The organism is Collimonas sp. PA-H2 (genome assembly GCF_002564105.1).
Taxonomy (GTDB): Bacteria; Pseudomonadota; Gammaproteobacteria; order Burkholderiales; family Burkholderiaceae_D; genus Collimonas.
In genome coordinates this window covers 5,530,947-5,552,596 of record NZ_PDBX01000001.1, presented here as the reverse complement: position 1 = coordinate 5,552,596, position 21,650 = coordinate 5,530,947, and the positions used below count along the sequence as shown (strand labels likewise).

Below are 21,650 nucleotides of genomic sequence, written 5' to 3'. Positions count from 1 at the left end.
TCAAGATTGGATATGTGATGAATAAATTTACTGTACTGGATGGCTTGGTGGCGCCGCTGGACCGCGCTAACGTCGATACCGACGCGATTATCCCCAAGCAGTTCCTGAAGTCGATCCAGCGCACCGGTTTCGGCCCCAACCTGTTCGATGAATGGCGTTACCTAGATCATGGCGAGCCGGGCATGGATAATGGACGGCGGCCGCTGAATCCGGATTTCGTCCTCAACCAGCAGCGTTACCAGGGCGCATCGATTTTGCTGACGCGCAAGAATTTCGGCTGCGGTTCCTCGCGCGAGCACGCGCCGTGGGCGCTGGACCAGTACGGCTTCCGCGCTGTCATCGCGCCAAGCTTCGCCGATATCTTCTTCAATAACTGCTTCAAGAACGGTTTGCTGCCGATCATGCTGCCTGAGGCGCAGATCGACCGCCTGTTCGATGAGGTCAAGGCTTTCCCTGGTTACAAGCTGGTGATCGACCTGGAAAAGCAACTGGTCAGCACGGCCAACGGCAATCTGGCTTTCCCGTTTGAAGTCGGCGAGTTCCGCAAATATTGCTTGCTGAACGGCCTTGACGATATCGGCCTGACCTTGCGCCAGGCTGACAAGATCCGCGAATTTGAAGAGCGTCATTTGTTTGCTCAGCCTTGGCTGAGCAATACAATCTAGCTTATTGGGGACAGAGCTGCACGGGAAGTGTTTAAGAGTCGCCGCCGTGCGACGAATTACACTATCCGTGCGACTTTGTCCTCAACTGATCAGACAGAATATTTTTGAATTATTCAATCCAGGAAAAAATGAAAATAGCAATTTTGCCAGGTGATGGCATCGGTCCTGAAATCGTCGAGCAAGCGGTCAATGTGTTGAACGTGCTGGGCGAAAAATTTGAACTGGAAAGCGCGCCGGTCGGCGGCGCCGGCTATGCCGCGCACGGCCATCCGCTGCCGGAAGGCACCCTGAAACTGGCAAAGGAAGCTGATGCCATCCTGTTCGGCGCGGTGGGCGATTGGCAGTACGATACCCTGGAGCGTTCGCTGCGCCCGGAGCAGGCGATCCTCGGCCTGCGCAAGCACCTCGGCCTGTTCGCCAACCTGCGTCCGGCGATCCTGTATCCGGAACTGGCCAACGCCTCGACGCTGAAGCCAGAAGTGGTGTCCGGACTGGATATCCTGATCATCCGTGAGCTCACCGGCGACATCTATTTCGGCCAGCCGCGCGGCGTCCGTACCGCGCCGGACGGCGCTTTCAAGGGCGAGCGCGAAGGTTTCGACACCATGCGCTACGCTGAATCGGAAATCCGCCGCATCGCGCACGTTGCCTTCCAGGCGGCGCAAAAGCGCGGCAAGCGCCTGACCAGCGTCGACAAGGCTAACGTGCTGGAGACTTTCCAGTTCTGGAAAGACATCGTCACTGATGTGCATAAGGAATATCCTGACGTCGCGCTGGACCACATGTATGTCGACAACGCCGCGATGCAACTGGTGCGCGCGCCGAAGAAATTCGACGTCATCGTCACTGGCAACATGTTCGGCGATATCCTGTCGGACCAGGCCGCCATGCTGACCGGTTCGATCGGCATGCTGCCGTCGGCTTCGCTGGACGCCAACAACAAGGGCCTGTACGAGCCGTCGCACGGTTCGGCGCCGGACATCGCCGGCAAGGGCATCGCCAATCCGCTGGCGACGATCCTGTCGGCGGCGATGATGCTGCGCTTCTCGCTGAACAAGGCGGAGCAGGCCGATCGCATCGACAACGCGGTCAAGAAGGTGCTGGCGCAAGGCTTGCGCACCGCCGACATTTATGAAGCGGGCACCACCAAGGTCGGCACCAGCGAAATGGGTGCGGCAGTAGTCAAAGCGCTCGGTTAAAAGAAAAGAATTTGGCAGGTGGGTCTGCCGTGGAGTGCGGGGATTTTCCCCGATTTTGTTAGGGAATCATGATGAAACTGGTTGGTTTGGTCGGTTGGCGTGGCATGGTGGGTTCGGTCTTGTTGCAGCGTATGCAGGAAGAGGGCGATTTCGCCCATATCGAACCGGTATTTTTCTCAACTTCAAATGCCGGCGGCAAAGCTCCGGCACTGGCGAAAAACGAAACAACGTTGAAAGACGCCACCGATATTGAAGCCCTGAAAAAATGCGACATCATTATTACCTGCCAGGGCGGCGACTACACCAGCGAGATTTTCCCTAAGCTGCGTGCGGCCGGCTGGAACGGCTACTGGATCGATGCAGCATCGACCCTGCGCATGAAGGACGACGCGATCATCGTGCTGGATCCGGTCAACCTGAATGTCATCAAGGACAGCCTGCAGCGCGGCGTCAAGAACTACATCGGCGGCAATTGCACCGTATCCTGCATGATGATGGGCCTGGGCGGCCTGTTCGAGCATGACATGATCGAGTGGATGACTTCCATGACCTACCAGGCGGCTTCCGGCGGCGGCGCTCAGCACATGCGCGAGTTGCTGACCCAGTTCGGTTCGATCAACGCCGAAGTCAAGGCCTTGCTGGACGATCCGAAATCGGCGATTCTGGAAATCGACCGCAAGGTGCTCGGCAAGCAGCATTCCATGCCGGCCGATGAAACCAAGCAGTTTGGCGTGCCGCTGGGCGGTAATCTGATCCCCTGGATCGACAAGGACCTGGGTGAGGGCCTGTCGAAAGAAGAATGGAAAGCCGGCGCCGAAACCAACAAGATCCTCGGCCGCGGCGAAGGCTTCAGCAACGGCGGCAAAGTAATCCCGGTGGATGGGCTGTGCATCCGCATCGGCGCCATGCGCTGCCATTCGCAGGCATTGACCATCAAGCTGAAAAAAGATGTGCCGCTGGATGAAATCAATGACATCATCGCCAGTAATAACCAGTGGGTGAAGGTGGTGCCTAATGACAAAGAGTCATCAATGCACGACCTTACGCCCGCAGCGGTCACCGGCAGCCTGACAATTCCTGTCGGTCGTCTGCGTAAATTGCAGATGGGTGGCGATTATTTGTCAGCATTTACCGTCGGTGACCAGCTGCTGTGGGGCGCGGCAGAACCGTTGCGCCGCATGCTGCGCATAGTTCTGGATAACTGAGCCGCTGACTTGTCGCACTAGTTGTGATATTGTTGCCGACTTGCAATAAAGCCCGCTAAGACTTTTCCTGAGAATGGCTTAGCGGGTTTGATGTATCTAGCGGTATTGATTGGCATTTATTATTATTTGGCAGTGTTTATCGCATATTGATACGCATGCATGTCAATCTGCATATTGATTTTTAAAAAAACTGGGTACAGTATTTGCTTTCAGCAAGATTTGTTTCCTTATACGCCAACGGATAGTCCTTCATGCCACACAACATGCACCCGAATTCTTCGAATAAATTTATTTCCACCGGTTTAAAGACCCTCACTGCAGCCGTGGTTTCGACCCTGCTGATGGTGTCTAACGTTGAGGCTGCCGGGCTGGGTAAATTAACCGTGCTGTCCTCGCTGGGGCAACCGTTACGTGCAGAAATTGAGCTTACCTCGGTAAGCCAGGATGAGGCGGGCGGCCTGGTGGCCAAGCTGGCCAGTCCGGAAACCTACCAGAAGGCCAATATCGATTTCAATCCGGCCTTGCTGTCTTTGCAATTTGCTATCGACCAGCGCGGCGACCGCCGTTTCGTGCGGGTGACTTCAAGCCAGCCGATCAATGAGCCCTTCGTCGACATGCTGATGGAACTGGGCGGCACCAAGTCGCACCTGGTGCGCGAATACACCTTGCTGCTGGATCCGGCCGGCCAGCGCCAGGCTCAGCCCGCCCAGATGGCGGCCCCGGCGCGTAACGCCGCTGCTGCCGCACCGGTTGCCCGCGTGGCGCCAAGCCAGGCAGCACCGTCGTCGCAGATTAGCGGCGGCTCCACCATTTCCGATGCCACACGCGCCGCGGCAGCCAGAGCTGTCGCCGGTGGCGGCAATAGCAATAGTCCTGCAGCCGGCAAGGCGGCAGGTTCGGGCAGCCCGGCCAAGGCGGCCCAGGCAGCACCGGCGGCGGAATCCTCGGGCGGCGATTATCACGTCAAGAAGGGCGATACACTGGCCCGCATCGCCAGCGAAAACCTGCCTGCCGGCGTTTCGCTCGACCAGATGCTGGTGGCTTTGTACCGCAGCAATGAAGGTGCGTTTGTCGGCAAGAACATGAATCGTCTGCGTTCCGGCCAGATCCTGTCGATTCCTGATGCCGCCAGCGCTGGCAGCGTCAGCAAGTCGGAAGCACGCAACGTGATAGTGGCGCAGTCGAAAGACTTCAAGAGCTATCGCAATACGCTGGCTGGACTGGTTGAGTCGGCCGCTCCGGCGGCAACCGCGGAACCGCGTCAAAGCAGCGGCGGCAAGATCACATCCAAGGTGGAAGAACAAGCCACGCCTGCCAGCGAATCCAAAGACAAGCTGAAACTGTCGCGCGGCGCGGCTGCGGCCGGCGCTGCTGATGCCAAGGCGGCAGCAACTGCGGCGACGGAAGAAAAGATCGCCCGTGAAAAAGCGGCTGCTGAAGCCCAGGCGCGCGTCAAGGAACTGGAAAAGAATGTCAGCGATCTGCAAAAGACGCTGGAACTGAAGAACAAGAACTTGGCTGACCTGCAGAATCAGGCCGCCAGCGTGAAGCCTGCCGCACCTGCGGCGGCGCCTGCTCCGGCTCCTGTCGTGGCGGCAGCCCCGGCCCCAGCCCCTGTTGCAGCAGTTCCGGCAGCTCCGGCGCCAGCGGCCGCAGCTCCAGCCAAGGCTGATTCAGCGGATGCACCGGCAGCAGCAGCCGGTGCGGCTATCGTCGCCACCGGAGCAGCAGCCCCTGTGGCTTCCGCAACGGCGGCCGCTGATGCCAGCGCCGCGGCTCCGGCTGCAGCCCCGGTAGCGGCTGCGCCTAAGCCTGTGGCCAAGCCGGCAGCGCCTGCGCCAGAGCCGGGCATGTTTGCCAGCCTGACCGAAAATCCTTATTTGTTGCCGGTTGGCGGCGTGCTGGTGGCGTTGCTGGCCGGCCTCGGCCTGTTCCGCTACCGCCGCAACCGGGCGCGCCAGCAAGCGTTCCTGGACAGCAGCGGCGCACCAATGACGAATTCGGGCCTGAAGGGCAATTCCCTGTTCGGTTCGACTGGCGGTCAGAGCGTCGACACCAAGAACAGCATTTTCAATTCGAATTTCGTGCCATCGGTCAGCCATCTCGACACCAATGTCGATCCGGTCGCCGAGGCTGACGTCTACATCGCTTACGGACGCGATGCCCAAGCCGAAGAAATCCTGAAAGAAGCCCTGCGTAACCAGCCAGCCCGCAATGCAATCCGCGTCAAGCTGCTGGAAATCTATGCCAACCGCAAGGATCCGCGCTCGTTTGAAATCCTGGCCAGCGAGTTGTACAGCCTGACCCGCGGCGAGGGCGAGGACTGGCAGCAGGCGGCTGCACTGGGCCTGAATGTCGATCCGGCCAATCCGCTGTACGGCGGCGGCAAGCTGCAAGACCAGGTGATTGCCAAGGCCGATGCGATTACCGCACCGACCCAGCCTATGGATGGTCTCGATTTCAACTCGCTGACAGCACCGACCGAGCCGCAGGCTGCGCCGGCGCCGATTCCTGAGCTGGTGCATGCCGCCCCTGCGGCAGAACTGCTGGCGCCATTGAGCCAGAATGATCTGGGCAAGCAAGGCAACGCTGCTCCCAAGGCAGAGATCAGCGACATGGATTTCGATCTGGAAGAGCTCGGCAGCGCCGCGTCCGCCAATCAGAACACCGTGCTGTTGTCGCCTGTGCACGAAGCCGGCAAGTCGATGCTCGACTCGCTCGATTTCGAACTGGACCATAAGGCAGCTGCTGCGGCGCCTGCTGCAGTTAAAGCGGTAGAGAAGGCTGCGCCGGCAGTGGCAGCGTTCGGCGCGCTGGATTTTCCGGCCGGCGGCCAGCCATCCAACTACGAGCCTGCCCACGCTCACATCGACCTGCCATTTGAGACCAAGCCGGAAGTCAAAGCGCCGGTGACGCCTTCGTATGCGCAACACGCAGAGCCGATGGTGGCGCCGCTGGAATTCAATCTGTCCGGCATGAACCTGGACCTGGACAGCGTAGTCCATGCGCATGCTCCGGCAGCTGCCAGCGCTCCTGTGGCAGCCGTCGCTGAAGTGGCGTCGGCGGTAGCCAGCGCCAATCCTGAAATGGCGACCAAGCTCGACCTGGCTGTCGCTTACAAGGAAATCGGCGACAAGGAAGGCGCGCGCGAGTTGCTGGAAGAAGTATTGAAGGGCGGCAGTGCAGAGCAGGTAGATGCAGCGAAGCTGTTGATCGCTAAACTGTAATCAGTGCCTTGCCTCCCGACTGAGGAGGCAACTCACTGTTAAAATCACCTTGGCATTTTGCCAAAGGACGGGCGCGGCGTTATGCTAGCGCCCGTTTGCTTTTATAAAACAGGAATTGGATGAAACGTATCGTTCTCGGCGTGCAGTACGACGGCACGCCTTGGCAAGGATGGCAGACCCAGCCCAGCGGCAAGACCGTGCAGGACCGGCTCGAGCTCGCCTTGCAAAAATTCACCCAGGGCCCGGTCGCCACTACCTGCGCCGGCCGTACTGACTCGGGCGTGCATGCGCTGGAGCAGGTGGTGCATTTCGATACCCACCTGTCGCGCGAGATATTTTCCTGGGTGCGCGGCCTGAATGCCTTTTTGCCGCCGTCCATCGCCGTGCGCTGGGCGCATGAACTGCCTATCGTCGCTGGCGGCGAGGAGCAAGACAATTTCCATGCGCGTTTCAGCGCCAGCGCCAGGACTTATCATTATCTCTTGTATAACAATCCGGTGCGCTCGCCGCTGCTGGAGGGCAAGGCAGGGTGGGTATTCCGGCCGCTGGAGCTCGAGCTGATGCGTCAGGCGGCGGCGCACCTGATCGGCACTCACGACTTTTCCGCATTCCGCGCCATCGAATGCCAGGCCAAGTCGCCGGTGCGCAGCATGGACCAGATCGGCATAGAGCGGCGCGGCGATCTGATCGTCTTCACCTTACGCGCCAACGCCTTCCTGCATCACATGGTGCGCAATATCGTCGGGTCCCTGATCTACACCGGCCATGGCGGCAAACCACCGCACTGGATCGCCGAACTGCTGCAGCAGCGCGATCGCAGCCGGGCGGCGCCGACCTTCATGCCGGATGGCTTGTACCTTGCGCAAGTGGCTTACGACCAGAAGTGGCAGCTACCGCAGCAGCCGGCGGGGTTGTTGCCCTGGCTGTAAAAGCGCTTGTAGCTGTCAATTTGTCATGCCGGCAGGATGATATAGTGTGTTTGTTGATGTTTCGTTGAATAGACCAGCCCATGAGCCACCGTACCAGAATCAAGATCTGCGGCCTGACCCGCGAACAGGACGTGCGCGCGGCCGTGGAAGCGGGCGCCGATGCGCTCGGTTTCGTGTTCTATCCCAAGAGCCCGCGCTACGTCACGCCCAGCCAAGCCGCGGCCCTGATCGCCACGGTACCGCCGTTCATCACCACCGTCGGCTTGTTTGTCAATGCCGAGGCGGCGCAGCTGCGGGACATCGTGGCCGAGGCGCCGGTATCGCTGCTGCAATTCCATGGCGATGAAACGGTAGAGCACAGCGCGGCGCTGGCGGCGGCAGTCAACCGGCCATTTATCCGCGCCATGCGCATTGGAAATACAACCTTGGCCGCAGATTTGATAGAATATGCCCAGGCCTACGAAGCCGGCAGCCGTCTGTTTAGAGGATTGCTGCTGGATACCCTGGTAGAAGCTTACGGTGGCAGTGGAAAGGTATTTGATTGGTCTCTCATCCCAAAAGAGCTCGCGCCTCAGGTCGTTTTAAGTGGTGGCTTGAGCGTGCACAATGCGACTGACGCGGTAAGGCGCGTACGTCCCTTTGCGGTCGACATCAGCAGTGGCGTCGAACAAGAAAAGGGCATCAAGGACGCCTCCAAGATTCGCGCATTCATTGCCGCGATACGGCAGGCGGATGCAGATCCGAGCGAGATATAGCTGCAGCGGCAAAGATAGCTGCAGCATTGCCTGGATCGGCAAACCGGCACACCTTTATAGAGACAGATCATGAAAGAGTTCACCCCACTCGAGCAATACGCCGAGCGCCAGCCGCTCGCCGCCAGCACCTTGCGCCAGAGCGCGCAATACAATTTGCCGGATGCCAAAGGCCACTTCGGCATGTACGGCGGCAGCTTCGTCTCGGAAACCTTGACCCTGGCCCTGAGCGAATTGCAGCAGGCTTACGCCAAATACCAGAACGAGCCGCAATTCCTGGCCGAATTCCACAGCGAGCTGAAACACTTCGTCGGCCGCCCCAGTCCGATTTACCACGCCAAGCGCTGGTCCGAGCAGATGGGCGGCGCGCAGATCTATTTCAAGCGCGAGGATTTGAATCACACCGGCGCCCACAAGATCAATAACGTGATCGGCCAGGCCTTGCTGGCCCGGCGCATGGGCAAGCCGCGCGTGATCGCGGAAACCGGCGCCGGCCAGCACGGCGTCGCCACCGCCACCATCTGCGCCCGCTTCGGCCTTGAATGCGTGGTCTATATGGGCAGCGAAGACGTCAAGCGGCAGATGCAGAACGTCTACCGCATGAATCTGCTGGGCGCCAAGGTGGTGCCGGTGGAATCCGGCTCCAAGACCCTGAAAGACGCGCTCAACGAAGCCATGCGCGACTGGGTCACCAATGTCGAAGACACTTTCTACATCATCGGCACGGTGGCAGGCCCGCATCCTTATCCGATGATGGTGCGCGATTTCCAGTCGGTGATCGGCAACGAGTGCCTGACGCAGATGCCGGAAATGGCCGGGCGCCAGCCTGACCATGTGGTCGCCTGCGTTGGCGGCGGTTCGAATGCGATGGGGATTTTCTATCCGTATATCGATCACCACGATGTCGCGCTGGTCGGGGTGGAAGCCGCGGGCGAGGGACTGGCCAGCGGCAAGCACTCCGCTTCGCTGACGCTGGGTTCGCCGGGCGTGCTGCACGGCAACCGCACCTATCTGCTGCAAGATGAAAACGGCCAGATCATCGAGACCCATTCGGTTTCCGCCGGGCTGGATTATCCGGGCGTGGGTCCCGAGCATGCCTGGCTCAAGGATTCCGGCCGCGCAACTTACGAAACCGTGACCGACGACGAAGCGCTGGCGGCCTTCCATACCTGCTGCCGTATCGAAGGGATCATCCCGGCGCTAGAATCCAGCCATGCGCTGGCGTATGCGGCGCGGCTGGCGGCGACCTTGCCGAAGGATAAGATCATCCTGGCCAATTTGTCCGGCCGCGGCGACAAGGACATGCACACTGTTGCCGAACGCTTGAAACTGGCCTGATCCGTGACCAGGTCCGGGCCGGCAGCGCCGCGGCCCGGCACAAGCGCGCAAGCTCCCCACAACGCAATCCATTTCGATAAATTTCGATAAATCCTATGTCCCGAATCCAGACTACCTTGGCCGCACTCGCGGCCGCCAATAAAAAAGGCTTGATCCCATTCATCACCGCCGGCGATCCGGCGCCGGAACTGACCGTGCCGCTGATGCACGCGCTGGTCAGGGGCGGCGCCGACATCCTGGAACTGGGTGTGCCGTTTTCCGATCCAATGGCGGAAGGGCCAGTGATTCAGCGCGCTTGCGAGCGAGCGCTCAAGTTTGGCGTCAGCCTGCATGACGTCTTGGGCTACGTACGCGAGTTCCGCCAGACCAACAGCAGCACGCCGGTAGTATTGATGGGCTATGCCAATCCGCTGGAGCGGATGGGCGTCGATGCTTTCATTGCCGCTGCGAAAGAAGCTGGCGTCGACGGCAGTATCGTGGTCGACTATCCGCCGGAAGAGTGCGAAGAATTCGCTGAGAAAATGCAGGCCAACGGCATGGATCCGATTTTCCTGCTGGCGCCGACCTCGACCGAAGAGCGGATTAAGCAGGTTGCCAAGGTCGGCGGCGGATTCACGTATTATGTGTCATTGAAGGGTGTAACCGGCGCCGCCAATATCGACACGGCAGAGGTGGCGGCGCGCGTAGCAGCCATCCGCAAGCATGTCAAACTGCCAATCGGCGTCGGTTTCGGCATCCGCGACGCCGCCACTGCCAAGGCCGTGGCGCAGGTATCGGACGCCATTGTCATCGGCAGCCGTATCATCCAGGAACTGGAGAATACGCCGCCTGCACAGGCTGTCGCAGCAGTGGAAAGTTTCTTGTCAGGAATCAGAAAAGCGCTGGATGAGTGATTTTTGACATCTTTTGGTGCATTAATGACATGTAATCTATCTTTGATTAGCTATTTCGCTGATGCAGGGATAAAGGTAAAATTCGGCAAGAAAAAAATCTGAAGGAGGTCGCTCCATGAGCTGGCTAGAAAAATTACTACCCCCGCGCATTCAGCGCAGTGACTCGGCTACCCGCAAGTCCATCCCTGAAGGCCTGTGGGTCAAGTGCCCATCCTGCGAAGCGGTGCTGTATCGCACCGACCTGGAATCGAACATCCATGTCTGCCCGAAGTGCGATCACCACATGCGGATACGCGCGCGTGAACGCCTGGACGCGCTGCTGGATGCAGGCGGCCGCTATGAAATCGGCCAGGAAACGCTGCCGATCGACACGCTCAAATTCAAAGACAGCAAAAAATACCCTGACCGCCTCAAGGCAGCGATGGACGCCACCGGCGAAACCGATGCCCTGATCGTGCTCGGCGGTTCGATCATGACCCTGCCGGTAGTGGTGGCAGCGTTTGAATTCGAATTCATGGGCGGCTCCATGGGCTCGGTTGTCGGCGAACGTTTTGTGCGCGGCGCCCAGGTTGCGCTGGAGCAGAAAGTACCGTTCATCTGCATTACCGCCACCGGCGGCGCGCGCATGCAGGAAGGCTTGCTGTCGCTGATGCAGATGGCCAAGACCACTTCCATGCTGACCAAGCTGTCGGAAAAGAAGCTGCCGTTCATCAGCGTCCTGACCGACCCGACCATGGGCGGCGTCTCCGCTTCGTTCGCCTTCATGGGCGATGTCGTGATCGCCGAGCCGAAAGCGCTGATCGGTTTTGCCGGTCCGCGCGTGATCGAGAACACCGTGCGTGAAAAGCTGCCTGAGGGCTTCCAGCGCGCCGAATTCCTGGTCACCAAGGGCGCCGTCGACATGATTGTCGACCGCCGCAAAATGCGTGAAGAAATCGCCCGCTTGTTGGCGTTGTTGCAAGATCAGCCGGCCGAATCCATCGCCTGATGTAAAGCCTGTTCCAAGGCCTGAACTGTCGCCGGTTCAGGCCTTTTGTTTTTAGCTGGATGTCAAAATGTCAAATATTTCCGCCAAGCCTGTGACGCTTGCCGACTGGCTCGCGCTGCTGGAGTCGCGCCATTTCAAAACCGTAGACATGGGCCTGGACCGGGTAGTGCAGGTGAAGGAAAGACTGCAGCTGCAATTTGCCTGCCCGGTGATCATGGTGGCCGGCACCAACGGCAAGGGCTCGACCTGCGCCATGCTGGAATCGATACTGCTGCGCGCCGGCTACAAGGTCGGTCTGTACATCAAGCCGCATTTCCTCGACTTCAACGAGCGCGCCCGCATCGGCGGCGAATCGGCCTCGGACGCCGCCCTGATCGCCAGCTTTGAAGCGGTGGAAGCGCAGCGCGGCGAGATTTCCCTGACTTACTTTGAATTCACCACCCTGGCCATCATGCACCTGCTGGCAGAGGCCAAACTTGATGTGGTGATCCTGGAAGTCGGCCTCGGCGGCCGTCTCGACGCCGTCAATATTGTCGATGCCGACGTTTCCATCGTCACCAGCGTGGATATCGACCACACCGAATACCTGGGCGATACGCGCGAGAAAATCGGCTTTGAAAAGGCCGGCATTTTCCGTCCGGGCAAAGCTGCCATCTGCAGCGATCCGGTGCCGCCGCAATCTCTGATCGACCACGCCAACGCGATCGGCGCCGATCTCTGGCTGCTGGGGCGCGATTTCAACTATACCGGCGACAAGCAACAGTGGAACTACGGCGGCCGCGGCCAGCGCCGCAATGCGCTGGGCTATCCCAGCCTGCGCGGCGCCAATCAGCTGCTGAACGCTTCGGCGGCGCTGGCGGCTTTAGAGGCGCTGCGGCAGCAATTGCCGGTCAGCGCACAGGAGGTGCGCAGCGGCTTCGTCATGATGGATCTGCCGGGCCGTTTCCAGGTGTTGCCTGGCCAGCCGCTGGTGATCCTGGATGTGGCGCATAACCCGCACGCGGCTGCAACGCTGGCGCAAAATCTCGACAATATGGGCTTTCACCCTTACACCTATGCGGTGTTCGGCGCCATGCTGGACAAGGATATCGAAGGCATCGTCGGGCAACTGAAGACCCGCATCGACCATTGGTGCCTGACCGCCTTGCCGCTGCCGCGCGCCGCCAGCGGCGAGCAATTGCAAGAACGTTTGCTGGAAGCGGGTGTCCATCCCGAGGCCGGACCGGATGCGCAATCCAGCATCAGCAGTTTCGATTCTCCCGCGGAAGCCTATGCAAATGCCTTAGGCAGGGCAGGTGAGAATGATAGAATTGTGGTTTTCGGATCGTTCCTGACTGTAGCTGGCGTAATGGCGGCGAGAAAGTCCGGATTTCACTGACGATTTATCGGCGGCCATGGTTTCTGGCCGCTGACTAGCTAGCAAAATATATCGCATGGGTTTGTTCTCTTTTCTTCGCAAAAACAAGCAGCAAACCGACCCCGACCAGGGTGTTTATCGTTCCAAGGCCGATACTGGAGTCGGTCCCGATGCCGAACAGGCGGAATTGCCCCTACGCGCGCGCAAAGCCAGGACTGGTAAGGCGGCCAATCAGCAGAACGAAGCGGTGGATCCGGTCCTGCCGGAAAAGAAGCGCGCCCGTCGCCGTCTGGTGGGTGCAATAGCATTGGTGCTGGCGGTCGTAATCGTACTGCCGATGATCCTCGATTCCGAACCGAAGCCGCTGGTGGATGATATTGCGATCCAGATTCCTTCGCGCGACACGCAAGCGGCTAGCGCTTCTGCCAGTGCGGCAGCCTCCGTCAATAGCAGCGGTCTCGATAAGCAGGAAGAAATAGTCGATCCTGCCAGCAGTACTCCCCCTGTGGTGGCCGTCAAACCGCCGGCAGCTGCAACTCCGGCTGCAACGGCGCCGGCAACTGCCGCCGTCAAGCCTGCGGCGCCCGACAGTCTTGCCGTTGTGACACCGCCAATGCCGGCGCCGAAGCCAGTAGCGCCTGCGGCCACAGCTAAACCTGAAGCGAAGCCGAAGCCGGAAGCCAAGCCGAAAGTGGAAGCGAAGCCGAAGCCGGAGCCGGCGGCCGACAAGAATGATGATTCCGCGCGTGCGCTGGCGATCCTGGATGGCCGCAGCGACGCCGCGCCGGCGCCCGAGAAAAAGCCGGGCAAGTTCGTGCTGCAGGTCGCCGCGCTGGCGTCGCAGGACAAGGTCAATGAACTGCAGGGCAAGCTGAAAGACGCCGGCATCCATTCTTATACGCAAAAAGTCCCGACCGCGGCCGGCGAGCGCATCCGCATCCGGGTCGGTCCGTTCAGCAGCAAGGAAGAGGCAGAGAAGGCACGCGCCAAGCTGGCCAAGCTGGGTCTTAACGGCAGTTTGATTCCGGGCTAAATAGATATAGCTTGATACAGGCAGCTTGATTTCCGCGTCATTTGCGCCATATAGACTACTGATCAGAAACCCTCGAGCCGCGTGACAATTTTCGATTATCTGGTGTTGTTCGTGCTGATCTGCTCGGTGGTGATCAGCACCTTGCGCGGTCTGGTGAAGGAAATCCTGTCCCTGGCAAGCTGGGTGATCGCCTTGATTGTTGCCAACGCGTACGGCCAAAATCTGGCAGAATTGCTCCCCGACGCGATTCCAGGGAATGTAACGCGGTTAATCGTAGCTTTCCTGGCGCTGTTTATTGGCGTAAGGTTATTAATGATGTTGTTGAGCATGGCGCTCGACGCCTTGATCAAGGCCAGTGGCCTGGGGCTGGTGGATCATGGGCTGGGTGTGGTGTTCGGACTGGCGCGCGGCCTGGTGATCGTGCTGGCGGCGGTCCTGGTGTGTGGTGCTACGGCAATTCCGCAACAGCCTTTCTGGCGCGATGCGATGCTGAGCCCACTGGCGGAAACCGCCGCGCGAACTGCCATCCCCTATTTGCCGGGGGAGTTTGCGAGCCATTTGAAGTTTTGAATTTGCTGTACTGGACTTGCCTGCGCCCATGGCTTGCGCGCAAGTGCCATTGAGCCGTATCGGATTGTTTATTGTTTAGGAGTCCACCATGTGTGGCATAGTCGGCATCGCTTCCCACAACCCCGCCAATCAACTCATTTATGACGCCTTGTTGCTTTTGCAACATCGCGGCCAGGATGCAGCGGGCATTGCAACCAACCATGGCAACGGATTTTTCATGCACAAGGCCAACGGCCTGGTGCGCGACGTCTTCCGTACCCGCAACATGCGTTCGCTGCCGGGCAATTTCGGCATCGGCCAGGTGCGCTACCCGACCGCAGGCACCGCCAGCGCAGAAGAAGCGCAACCGTTCTACGTCAATGCCCCGTTCGGCATCATCCTGGCGCATAACGGCAACCTGACCAACGCCGAGCAGCTGAAGATCGAGATGTTCAAGAACGATCGCAGGCACATCAATACCGATTCCGATACCGAAGTGCTGCTGAACGTCCTGGCGCATGAAATCCAGCAAGCCACGATTGGCTATTCGCTCGATCCGGGCGTGCTGTTCAAGGCGGTCGCCAATGTCCACAAGCGGGTGCGCGGTTCCTACGCCGTGGTGGCGCAGATCGCCGGCCACGGTTTGCTGGCTTTCCGCGATCCTTACGGCATCCGTCCGCTGTGCATCGGCGCCAACGAAACCGACAAGGGTACTGAATACGTCATCGCCAGCGAGTCGGTCGCATTGGAAGGCCTGGGCTTCCGCTTCCTGCGCGACGTCATGCCGGGCGAAGCGATTTTCATTGATATCGATGGCCAGATGTATAACCAGCAATGCGCTGACAATCCGACCCTGAATCCATGCGCGTTCGAGTTCGTCTACCTGGCCCGTCCGGATTCGATCATCGACGGCGCTTCGGTGTACGCCACCCGCCTGAAAATGGGCGAGTACCTGGCCGACAAGATCAAGCGCGAATTCTCCAGCGGCGACATCGACGTGGTCATGCCGATTCCCGACTCGTCGCGTCCGGCCGCCATCCAGTTGGCGCTCAAGCTGAACATCGAATACCGCGAAGGCTTCATCAAGAACCGCTACATCGGCCGCACCTTCCTGATGCCGGGGCAGGCGATCCGCAAGAAGTCGGTACGCCAGAAATTGAACGCCATCGGCTCCGAATTCAAGGGCAAGACCGTGCTGCTGGTCGACGATTCGATCGTGCGCGGCACCACCAGCCGTGAAATCGTGCAGATGGCGCGCGACTCCGGCGCCAAGCGCGTGATCTTCGCTTCGGCGGCGCCGCCGGTCAAGTTCCCGAACGTCTACGGCATCGACATGCCGACCCGCGGCGAGCTGATCGCCTACGGCCGCAGCGATGAAGAAGTGTGCCGCGAGATCACCGCCGACGCGCTGGTGTACCAGGATATCGACGCCCTCAAGCGTTCGATTTCCGATGTCAATCCATTGCTGAGGAATTTCGAGGCATCCTGCTTTGACGGCAACTACATCACCGGCGATATTTCGCGCGACTACCTCGACCGCATCGAGTTTGCCCGCAACAATCCGAAGCCGGAAAGCGAAGATGCGGTGCGTTCGCAGCTGAATTTGAGCTTGGCGCAAGTCGACTGATCTTGTTTTCTGAACGTATGCAATATTCAGCTTAAAAACCTGATCTGTAAAAAGTACGAAAGGCACGAATATACCCGTTAATGATTTCCCTCATTCGGCTGGTTTTCGTGCCTTTCGCGTTTTTCGCGGACAAAGGCATGACAGGTAAAAATCCAATATGACGCAAAAATACGGCTTCACCACCACCATCCTGCACAGCGACCGTCAGAAGACCATTGAGCATGGCGCCCCGCACAAGCCGATCCACACCTCGGTCACCTGGGGCTATAGCGATGCGCGCCAGCTGGCCGAGGTATTCCAGGGCAAGCAGTCGGGCTATCGCTACGGCCGCCAGGGCAATCCTACGGTTGCAGCGCTGGAAGACAAGGTCACTAAAATGGAAGGCGGCCTTGCCACCATCTGTTTCGCTTCCGGCATGGCGGCCATCGGCGCGCTGATCCAGGCCTTGTTGCGCGAGGGCGATCACGTGGTGTCGTCGGTGTTCTTGTTCGGAAATACCGCCAGCATGTGGCAAACTTTCGGCGGCCAGGGCGGCAAGGTGAGTATGGTCGACGCCACCGATGTGGCGCAGGTGGAAGCGGCGCTGACGCCGGCGACCCGCATGGTGTTCGTCGAAACCATCGCCAATCCGCGCACCCAGGTTGCGGACCTCAAGCGCATCGGCGAGCTGTGCCGCGCGCGCGGGATCCTGTTCGTGGTCGACAACACCATGACTTCGCCTTATCTGTTCCAGCCGAAAGCGGTCGGCGCCGGCCTGGTGGTCAACTCGCTGACCAAGTCGATCGGCGGCCATGGCAATGCCCTGGGCGGCGCGCTGACCGATACTGGTTTGTTTGACTGGACTCGTTTCCCTAATATCTACGATGCCTATAAGCGCAATCCGGAAGCGCAGTGGGCCTTGGCGCAGATCCGCGCCAAGAGCCTGCGCGATTTCGGCGCGTCGCTCGGCCCCGAGGCGGCGCATCACATTGCTGTCGGCGCAGAGACCATCGCCTTGCGCATGGAGCGCAGCAGCGCCAGCGCGCTGGCCGTGGCTAAAATGCTGGAAGCCGACCCGCGCGTCGCCGCCGTGCATTACCCCGGCCTGGAGTCGCACCCGCAGCATGCCTTGGCGGCTAAGCTGTTCCGCAGCAACAGCTATCTGTTCAGCTTTGAATTGAAGCCGGAAATCGATTGCTTCGACTATCTGAACCGTTTGAAGCTGGCGATTTCCGGCACCCACCTGGGCGACAACCGGACGCTGGTGATTGCCGTGGCGCACACCATTTTCTACGAGATGGGAGCAGAGCGGCGCGCTGCCATGGGCATCAGCGAATCGCTGATCCGGGTCTCGATCGGGATCGAAGACACGGCCGACCTGGTGGCGGATTTCAAGCAGGCGCTGCAGGCCTGAGCCGGCTGCGGTTGGGAAGATTAGAGCGGGGCGGTTGCCAGGCAGCCGCCCCGTTTGCATTTCAGATGGTGGTGCGGTCCAGCCACTTCGGCACGTGCAGCGGCACGAACGACCTGAAGCGTTGCAGCAGCGCTTCAGGTTGCGCTTCCGCCATCAGCAGCCCAGCCTGTTCGCCCTTGAGGAAGCGCTGCGACACCATGTGCTGGATGAATTGCAGCAGACCGTCATAAAAGCCATCGACGTTCAGCAGGCCGATCGGCTTCTGGTGAAAGCCCAGCTGCGCCCAGGTAAATACCTCGAATAATTCTTCCAGCGTGCCGATCCCGCCAGGCATGGCGATAAAGCCGTCCGACAGCTCCGCCATCATCGCCTTGCGCTCATGCATGTCCTTGACGATATGCAGTTGCGTCAAGCCCTTGTGGCCCAGTTCCTTGTTCAGCAGCGCCTCGGGAATGACGCCGGTGGCCTTGCCGCCCAAGCGCATCACTTCGTCGGCAATGACGCCCATCAGACCGACATTGCCGCCGCCGTAGACCAGCGCGATTTCCTGCTTGACCATGGTTTGCGCCAGGCTGCGCGCCGCCTGCGCGTAGACCGGCGTGGCGCCGGGAGAAGAGCCGCAATAGATGCAGAGAGATTTCATGGTGGTATTCAGGCCGGTATTTGTTGAGCCGCCGATCAGGCGTTGCTTTGCAGGTATTTGGTTTTCAATTCTTCGAAATGGGTCAGCGTTTCGCCGCGCAGATAGGGTTGCATCAGCGCCAGCACCTGATAGCAGCCGCTGGCCAGCGCATGGTCCACCACCGGCTGTTCAGTGTACTGGCGCGGATTCAGGACATACTGGTAAGACAGCCAGTAACTGGCCACCACCACCATGTTGGACGACAGCGCATCGATCTCGGCTGGGCTGGCATCCAGCGCCTGGTCTTCGTGCAAGCCCTGGCACAGTTCGCGGACGACGGCGATCTTGTGGCCGAAGATTTCCTTGAAGTGCAGCTCCAGGGTGCGGTTGCGCGACAGCAGATCGTTCAGGTCGCGGTAAAAGAAGCGGTAGCGCCAGATCAGCTGGAACATATGATGCAGATAGTGCCAGACGTCATGCATGGTGGGGCGCTGCCCCTGCGTCATGGCCAGCATGCGGCTGATTTCTTCCTCGAAGGTGACGAAAATCGAATTGACGATATCGTCCTTGTTGCGGAAATGGTAATACAGATTGCCCGGCGAGATTTTCATCTCGTCGGCGATGATGGTGGTGGTGATGTTGGGTTCGCCGAACTCATTGAAGAGCCGCAACGACAGATCCATGATTTTTTCGCGGGTGCGACGTGGCGCCTTTTGCTCCATGACTTGTTTTCTTTCTGATGTTCTGTCCGCAATGCCGTTTTACCAGATTGATAAATTGGCTCAGCAAAGATTGTATATTGCTTCGTGCCTATCGTCGTAGATGCATTGCTGAAATGATAGTAATAGCATTTATTTTATCCGCTCCGAACTTCCTGCCGCGGCTGCCATCGAACCTGAAATAGGGGTCGCGCGGACAGGCGCTGTTATAAAATGAGGGGCAGGGCGGCGCTTGATGGCAAGCGTTCCCGCGTTTTATTTTTATAAAGGTCAGCATGTCAGATTCTCCCCCGCAACGTCCCGACACCCCTTGTGTAGCGGTCTGTTCGACCACCTTCGACGATGTCTGTCGCGGTTGTGGCCGCACCGTGAATGAGGTGGCGCACTGGGTTTTCATGACCGAGGAAGAAAAAAACAAGGTCTGGCAGCGGATTACCGCCGAGGGTTATCCGCGCCGCCAGGGCTGATGCGCTAACCAGGGCGCTTACGGCTACCCTGCGGCTTGAATGCATCTTTTGTCGCCGCCCGTCTTGTGCCAGGCCCGGTGTTTGTGTTGTTTGTCATGCCACAGAAAATCATAGTGTTGTTTTTGGTCGTCACAATGATGACTATTTATCCGTCTTGCTCAGTTTTGTTCAATTTCTTGCGTATTGTGACGCTCAAGTTAAGCGTATAACCAACTGTAACTTACTGTATATTTTGCCGCAAAAACAGGCAGAGTCATGAATAATTGCAAACAATGGTTAAAGTTTGTGATATTGGGCAATTAGTAATATTTCTCTGTGGCATATAGATTATAATGCCGCGCAAAATAGATAAATTGCCGTCGGTTCGGCTCCCTGGGCTGCCGGCAAAAAATAAAATCGATTCAATGGTTGTCGGGGAGTGGTAGATGGAACTCGGGGGAGTTAGATTTTCAATCGCGTCGCATGCTGCATGGGCGCCGGGGCTAGACACGGCCGCTGCCTGGGCGGCATGGGCTGAGCAGCCGTATGTCATTGCAGGCGAGCGCGAAGCCGCGGTCGCGGCGATGCCTGCCATGCTGCGCCGGCGCGCTGGCTTCACCGGCAGAATGGCGCTGGAAACCGCTTATCGCTGCCTCGATGGCCGGGTTGGTGTGCCGACCGTGTTTTGTTCGCGCCATGGCGAGTGCATACGTTCGGTCGAGCTGCTTGCCGATCTCGCGGATGGCCAGCCTTTGTCTCCCGCTTCTTTCAGCCTGTCCGTCCACAACGCCGCTGCCGGCCTGTTTTCGATCGCGCGCCAGGACCAGGCCAGCCATGCTGCCCTGGCAGCCGGGCATGCAGGCGTCGAACACGCGGTGATCGAAGCCTGCGGCTTGCTGGCGGACGGCGCTTCCGAGGTGCTGCTGGTGATCTACGACGGTGTGTTGCCAGCGTTGTTTCACGAATTTCAAGATTGCCAAGAGCAGCCCTTTGCCTGGGCCTGGCTGGTGCAGGCGGTGACCACGGAATCCAGCGATGTGATCGCGCTGTCCTGGGGGAACCGGGACGAGGATGATGCAAACGCCATGCAACAAGAGTCAAGCAAAGAGTCAAACACGGCCGGGTCAGGCAGCGAAGATGCTGAGGGCGCGCGCCAACCAGCCGGCCTGGAGTTGCTGGCATTTTATCTGCGCCGGCAAGCCGAACTGCTGCGTACTGTGGATAAGCAACGCTGGCGCTGGCAGCGGCTGCGGGGACAGCATGCTTAAGCGCCTCAACCGCTATTGGCGGGTGCTGGCCACCGGCGCCAGTTTCGTGGTGTTCGCCATCGGCGGCCTGATCTTGCGCGCTTTGGTGTTTCCACTGCTGAATCTGATCATCTGGGAACACCAGTTGCGCCGGCTGATCGCGCGCCGGGTGATTCGCTGGGTGTTCCGCGGCTTTGTCGGCCTCATGCGCTGGCTCGGCGTGCTGAATTACGATATCAGCGGCCTGGAACGCCTGGAGCGGCAAGGTTTGCTGATCCTGGCCAATCATCCGACCTTGATCGATACGGTATTCCTGATGGCCTTCGTCAAGCGCGCCGACTGCATCGTCAAGGGACGGCTGTGGGACAACCCGTTCACGCGCGGACCGGTGAACGCCGCCGGCTACATCAGCAACGACGACGGCAATGGCCTGGTGGAAAGCTGCATCACTTCCTTGCGGCGCGGCAGCAACCTGATCATCTTTCCGGAAGGCACGCGCACTGCCGGCGACGGCCAGATCAATCTGAAGCGCGGCGCTGCCAACATCGCGGTGCGCAGCCTGTCGAACGTGACGCCGGTGGTGATCCGGTGCTTGCCGCCGACCTTGGGCAAGGGCGCCAAATGGTGGCAGGTGCCTCCGGTCGCCGCGCATTTCAGCATTGAAGTAAAAGACGATATCGACGTTCACGAGTTTCTTGCCAGATCCGGCAGCGAAGTATTGGCTGCCAGGCATTTGACCGCGTATTTGCAGGATTATTTTAGGAAAGAAAGCCAAGTCCATGCAGCAGCTTGAAGAAGAAGTAAAGCAGGTCATCATCGATGTCCTGCAGTTGGAAGATATCACTCCGGCCGACATCGTTAACGATGCGCCGTTGTTCGTCGACGGCCTCGGCCTCGACTCGATCGATGCGCTGGAACTCGGCGTGGCGATCCAAAAGCGATACGGCATCTCGTTGTCGGCGGATTCGACCGAGACCCGTAATCATTTTGCTTCAGTGCGCACGCTGGCCACGATGATCGCCAGCAATAGAAAGAAATGACGGTGTGACGATGTTGACCAATTCGATGAGCAAGGAAGAGATCTACCTGTGGCTGGTGAATGTGCTGCATGAAATGTTCGAGATCGACAAGGACAAGGTAACGCCGCAAGCCAATCTGTATACCGATCTGGATATCGATAGCATCGATGCCGTGGATCTGGTGGTCAAGCTCAAGCAGCTGACCGGCAAGCGCTTGCAGCCGGATGTGTTCAAGGCGGTGCGCACGGTGCAAGACGTGGTCGATGCATTGGCTGCCTTGCTGGCAGAGGATGCCGGCTAAGGCGCCAGTGGACTCTAACAGCCAAATCAAGAGCGCCTGCCACGTATCCGACGCGCATGGCAGCGTTGCACATGCTCGCAATAGTCCTGCTATTGCTCCGCTGTGCGCCTTGCCCTGCGCGCCGGATACGCGTCCTTCACT

Annotated in this window: 21 protein-coding genes; 19 read left to right on the top strand and 2 right to left on the bottom strand. The window is 59.2% G+C overall.

All coding sequences use genetic code 11. The annotated features are described in order from the left end of the window. Positions 1–17: 17 nt before the first annotated feature. From leuD to BCF11_RS25435, 14 genes are all read left to right on the top strand, one after another. Positions 18–665 carry a 3-isopropylmalate dehydratase small subunit gene (gene leuD / locus BCF11_RS25500; RefSeq protein ID WP_098497238.1) on the top strand — a complete coding sequence of 216 codons (648 nt, stop codon included), beginning with the start codon at positions 18–20 and terminating at the stop codon, positions 663–665. A 128-nt stretch (positions 666–793) separates the two neighbouring features. Next, a complete protein-coding gene (gene leuB / locus BCF11_RS25495) occupies positions 794–1,864 on the top strand; it encodes a 3-isopropylmalate dehydrogenase (RefSeq protein ID WP_098497237.1) in 1,071 nt (356 codons plus the stop codon). 71 nt (positions 1,865–1,935) lie between these two features. Next, positions 1,936–3,069, top strand: a complete 1,134-nt coding sequence (gene asd, locus BCF11_RS25490) for an aspartate-semialdehyde dehydrogenase (RefSeq protein ID WP_098497692.1) — start codon at positions 1,936–1,938, stop codon at positions 3,067–3,069. 251 nt (positions 3,070–3,320) lie between these two features. Then, complete coding sequence (locus BCF11_RS25485) at positions 3,321–6,296, top strand: FimV/HubP family polar landmark protein (protein ID WP_098497236.1); 2,976 nt, start codon at positions 3,321–3,323, stop codon at positions 6,294–6,296. 119 nt (positions 6,297–6,415) lie between these two features. Then, positions 6,416–7,225 carry a tRNA pseudouridine(38-40) synthase TruA gene (gene truA / locus BCF11_RS25480; protein ID WP_098497235.1) on the top strand — a complete coding sequence of 270 codons (810 nt, stop codon included), beginning with the start codon at positions 6,416–6,418 and terminating at the stop codon, positions 7,223–7,225. An 80-nt stretch (positions 7,226–7,305) separates the two neighbouring features. Beyond that, entirely contained in the window at positions 7,306–7,980 is a 675-nt protein-coding gene (locus BCF11_RS25475; RefSeq protein ID WP_098497234.1) for a phosphoribosylanthranilate isomerase, read from the top strand. Between the two features lie 69 nt (positions 7,981–8,049). Further along, positions 8,050–9,315, top strand: coding sequence for a tryptophan synthase subunit beta (gene trpB / locus BCF11_RS25470; RefSeq protein WP_098497233.1), 1,266 nt, complete (start codon positions 8,050–8,052; stop codon positions 9,313–9,315). Positions 9,316–9,410: 95 nt separating this feature from the next. Then, positions 9,411–10,208 carry a tryptophan synthase subunit alpha gene (gene trpA, locus BCF11_RS25465; protein ID WP_098497232.1) on the top strand — a complete coding sequence of 266 codons (798 nt, stop codon included), beginning with the start codon at positions 9,411–9,413 and terminating at the stop codon, positions 10,206–10,208. 115 nt (positions 10,209–10,323) lie between these two features. After that, a complete protein-coding gene (gene accD / locus BCF11_RS25460; RefSeq protein ID WP_092415597.1) occupies positions 10,324–11,196 on the top strand; it encodes an acetyl-CoA carboxylase, carboxyltransferase subunit beta in 873 nt (290 codons plus the stop codon). Between the two features lie 67 nt (positions 11,197–11,263). Then, positions 11,264–12,574, top strand: a complete 1,311-nt coding sequence (folC, locus tag BCF11_RS25455) for a bifunctional tetrahydrofolate synthase/dihydrofolate synthase (RefSeq protein WP_098497231.1) — start codon at positions 11,264–11,266, stop codon at positions 12,572–12,574. A gap of 55 nt (positions 12,575–12,629) precedes the next feature. After that, the gene (locus BCF11_RS25450) at positions 12,630–13,586 is read left to right on the top strand and encodes an SPOR domain-containing protein (RefSeq protein ID WP_098497230.1); all 957 of its coding nucleotides are present in this window, start codon (positions 12,630–12,632) and stop codon (positions 13,584–13,586) included. 81 nt (positions 13,587–13,667) lie between these two features. Then, positions 13,668–14,156 (top strand): CvpA family protein, encoded by a 489-nt coding sequence (locus BCF11_RS25445; RefSeq protein ID WP_098497229.1) that lies wholly within the window; start codon positions 13,668–13,670, stop codon positions 14,154–14,156. 88 nt (positions 14,157–14,244) lie between these two features. Beyond that, complete coding sequence (gene purF, locus BCF11_RS25440) at positions 14,245–15,762, top strand: amidophosphoribosyltransferase (protein ID WP_098497228.1); 1,518 nt, start codon at positions 14,245–14,247, stop codon at positions 15,760–15,762. Positions 15,763–15,919: 157 nt separating this feature from the next. Then, a complete protein-coding gene (locus tag BCF11_RS25435) occupies positions 15,920–17,155 on the top strand; it encodes a cystathionine gamma-synthase family protein (protein WP_098497227.1) in 1,236 nt (411 codons plus the stop codon). A gap of 61 nt (positions 17,156–17,216) precedes the next feature. Here the strand turns inward: BCF11_RS25435 and BCF11_RS25430 are convergent, their stop codons facing one another. Both BCF11_RS25430 and BCF11_RS25425 read right to left on the bottom strand, forming a co-directional pair. Continuing rightward, complete coding sequence (locus tag BCF11_RS25430; RefSeq protein ID WP_098497226.1) at positions 17,217–17,798, bottom strand: TIGR00730 family Rossman fold protein; 582 nt, start codon at positions 17,796–17,798, stop codon at positions 17,217–17,219. 35 nt (positions 17,799–17,833) lie between these two features. Beyond that, complete coding sequence (locus tag BCF11_RS25425) at positions 17,834–18,499, bottom strand: TetR/AcrR family transcriptional regulator (RefSeq protein WP_098497225.1); 666 nt, start codon at positions 18,497–18,499, stop codon at positions 17,834–17,836. Positions 18,500–18,771: 272 nt separating this feature from the next. Between BCF11_RS25425 and BCF11_RS25420 the strand changes: the two genes are divergently transcribed. The 5 genes from BCF11_RS25420 to BCF11_RS25400 all read left to right on the top strand — a co-directional run bounded on the left by BCF11_RS25420 (position 18,772) and on the right by BCF11_RS25400 (position 21,509). Beyond that, a complete protein-coding gene (locus BCF11_RS25420; RefSeq protein WP_098497224.1) occupies positions 18,772–18,963 on the top strand; it encodes a DUF1289 domain-containing protein in 192 nt (63 codons plus the stop codon). 425 nt (positions 18,964–19,388) lie between these two features. Then, positions 19,389–20,210, top strand: coding sequence for a beta-ketoacyl synthase chain length factor (locus BCF11_RS25415; RefSeq protein ID WP_098497223.1), 822 nt, complete (start codon positions 19,389–19,391; stop codon positions 20,208–20,210). Then, a complete protein-coding gene (locus tag BCF11_RS25410; RefSeq protein WP_098497222.1) occupies positions 20,203–20,982 on the top strand; it encodes a 1-acyl-sn-glycerol-3-phosphate acyltransferase in 780 nt (259 codons plus the stop codon). The genes BCF11_RS25415 and BCF11_RS25410 overlap by 8 nt, the downstream gene beginning before the upstream one ends. Continuing rightward, entirely contained in the window at positions 20,969–21,229 is a 261-nt protein-coding gene (locus tag BCF11_RS25405) for a phosphopantetheine-binding protein (protein WP_098497221.1), read from the top strand. The genes BCF11_RS25410 and BCF11_RS25405 overlap by 14 nt, the downstream gene beginning before the upstream one ends. 25 nt (positions 21,230–21,254) lie before the next feature. Beyond that, entirely contained in the window at positions 21,255–21,509 is a 255-nt protein-coding gene (locus tag BCF11_RS25400) for an acyl carrier protein (protein ID WP_098497691.1), read from the top strand. Positions 21,510–21,650: the final 141 nt, after the last annotated feature.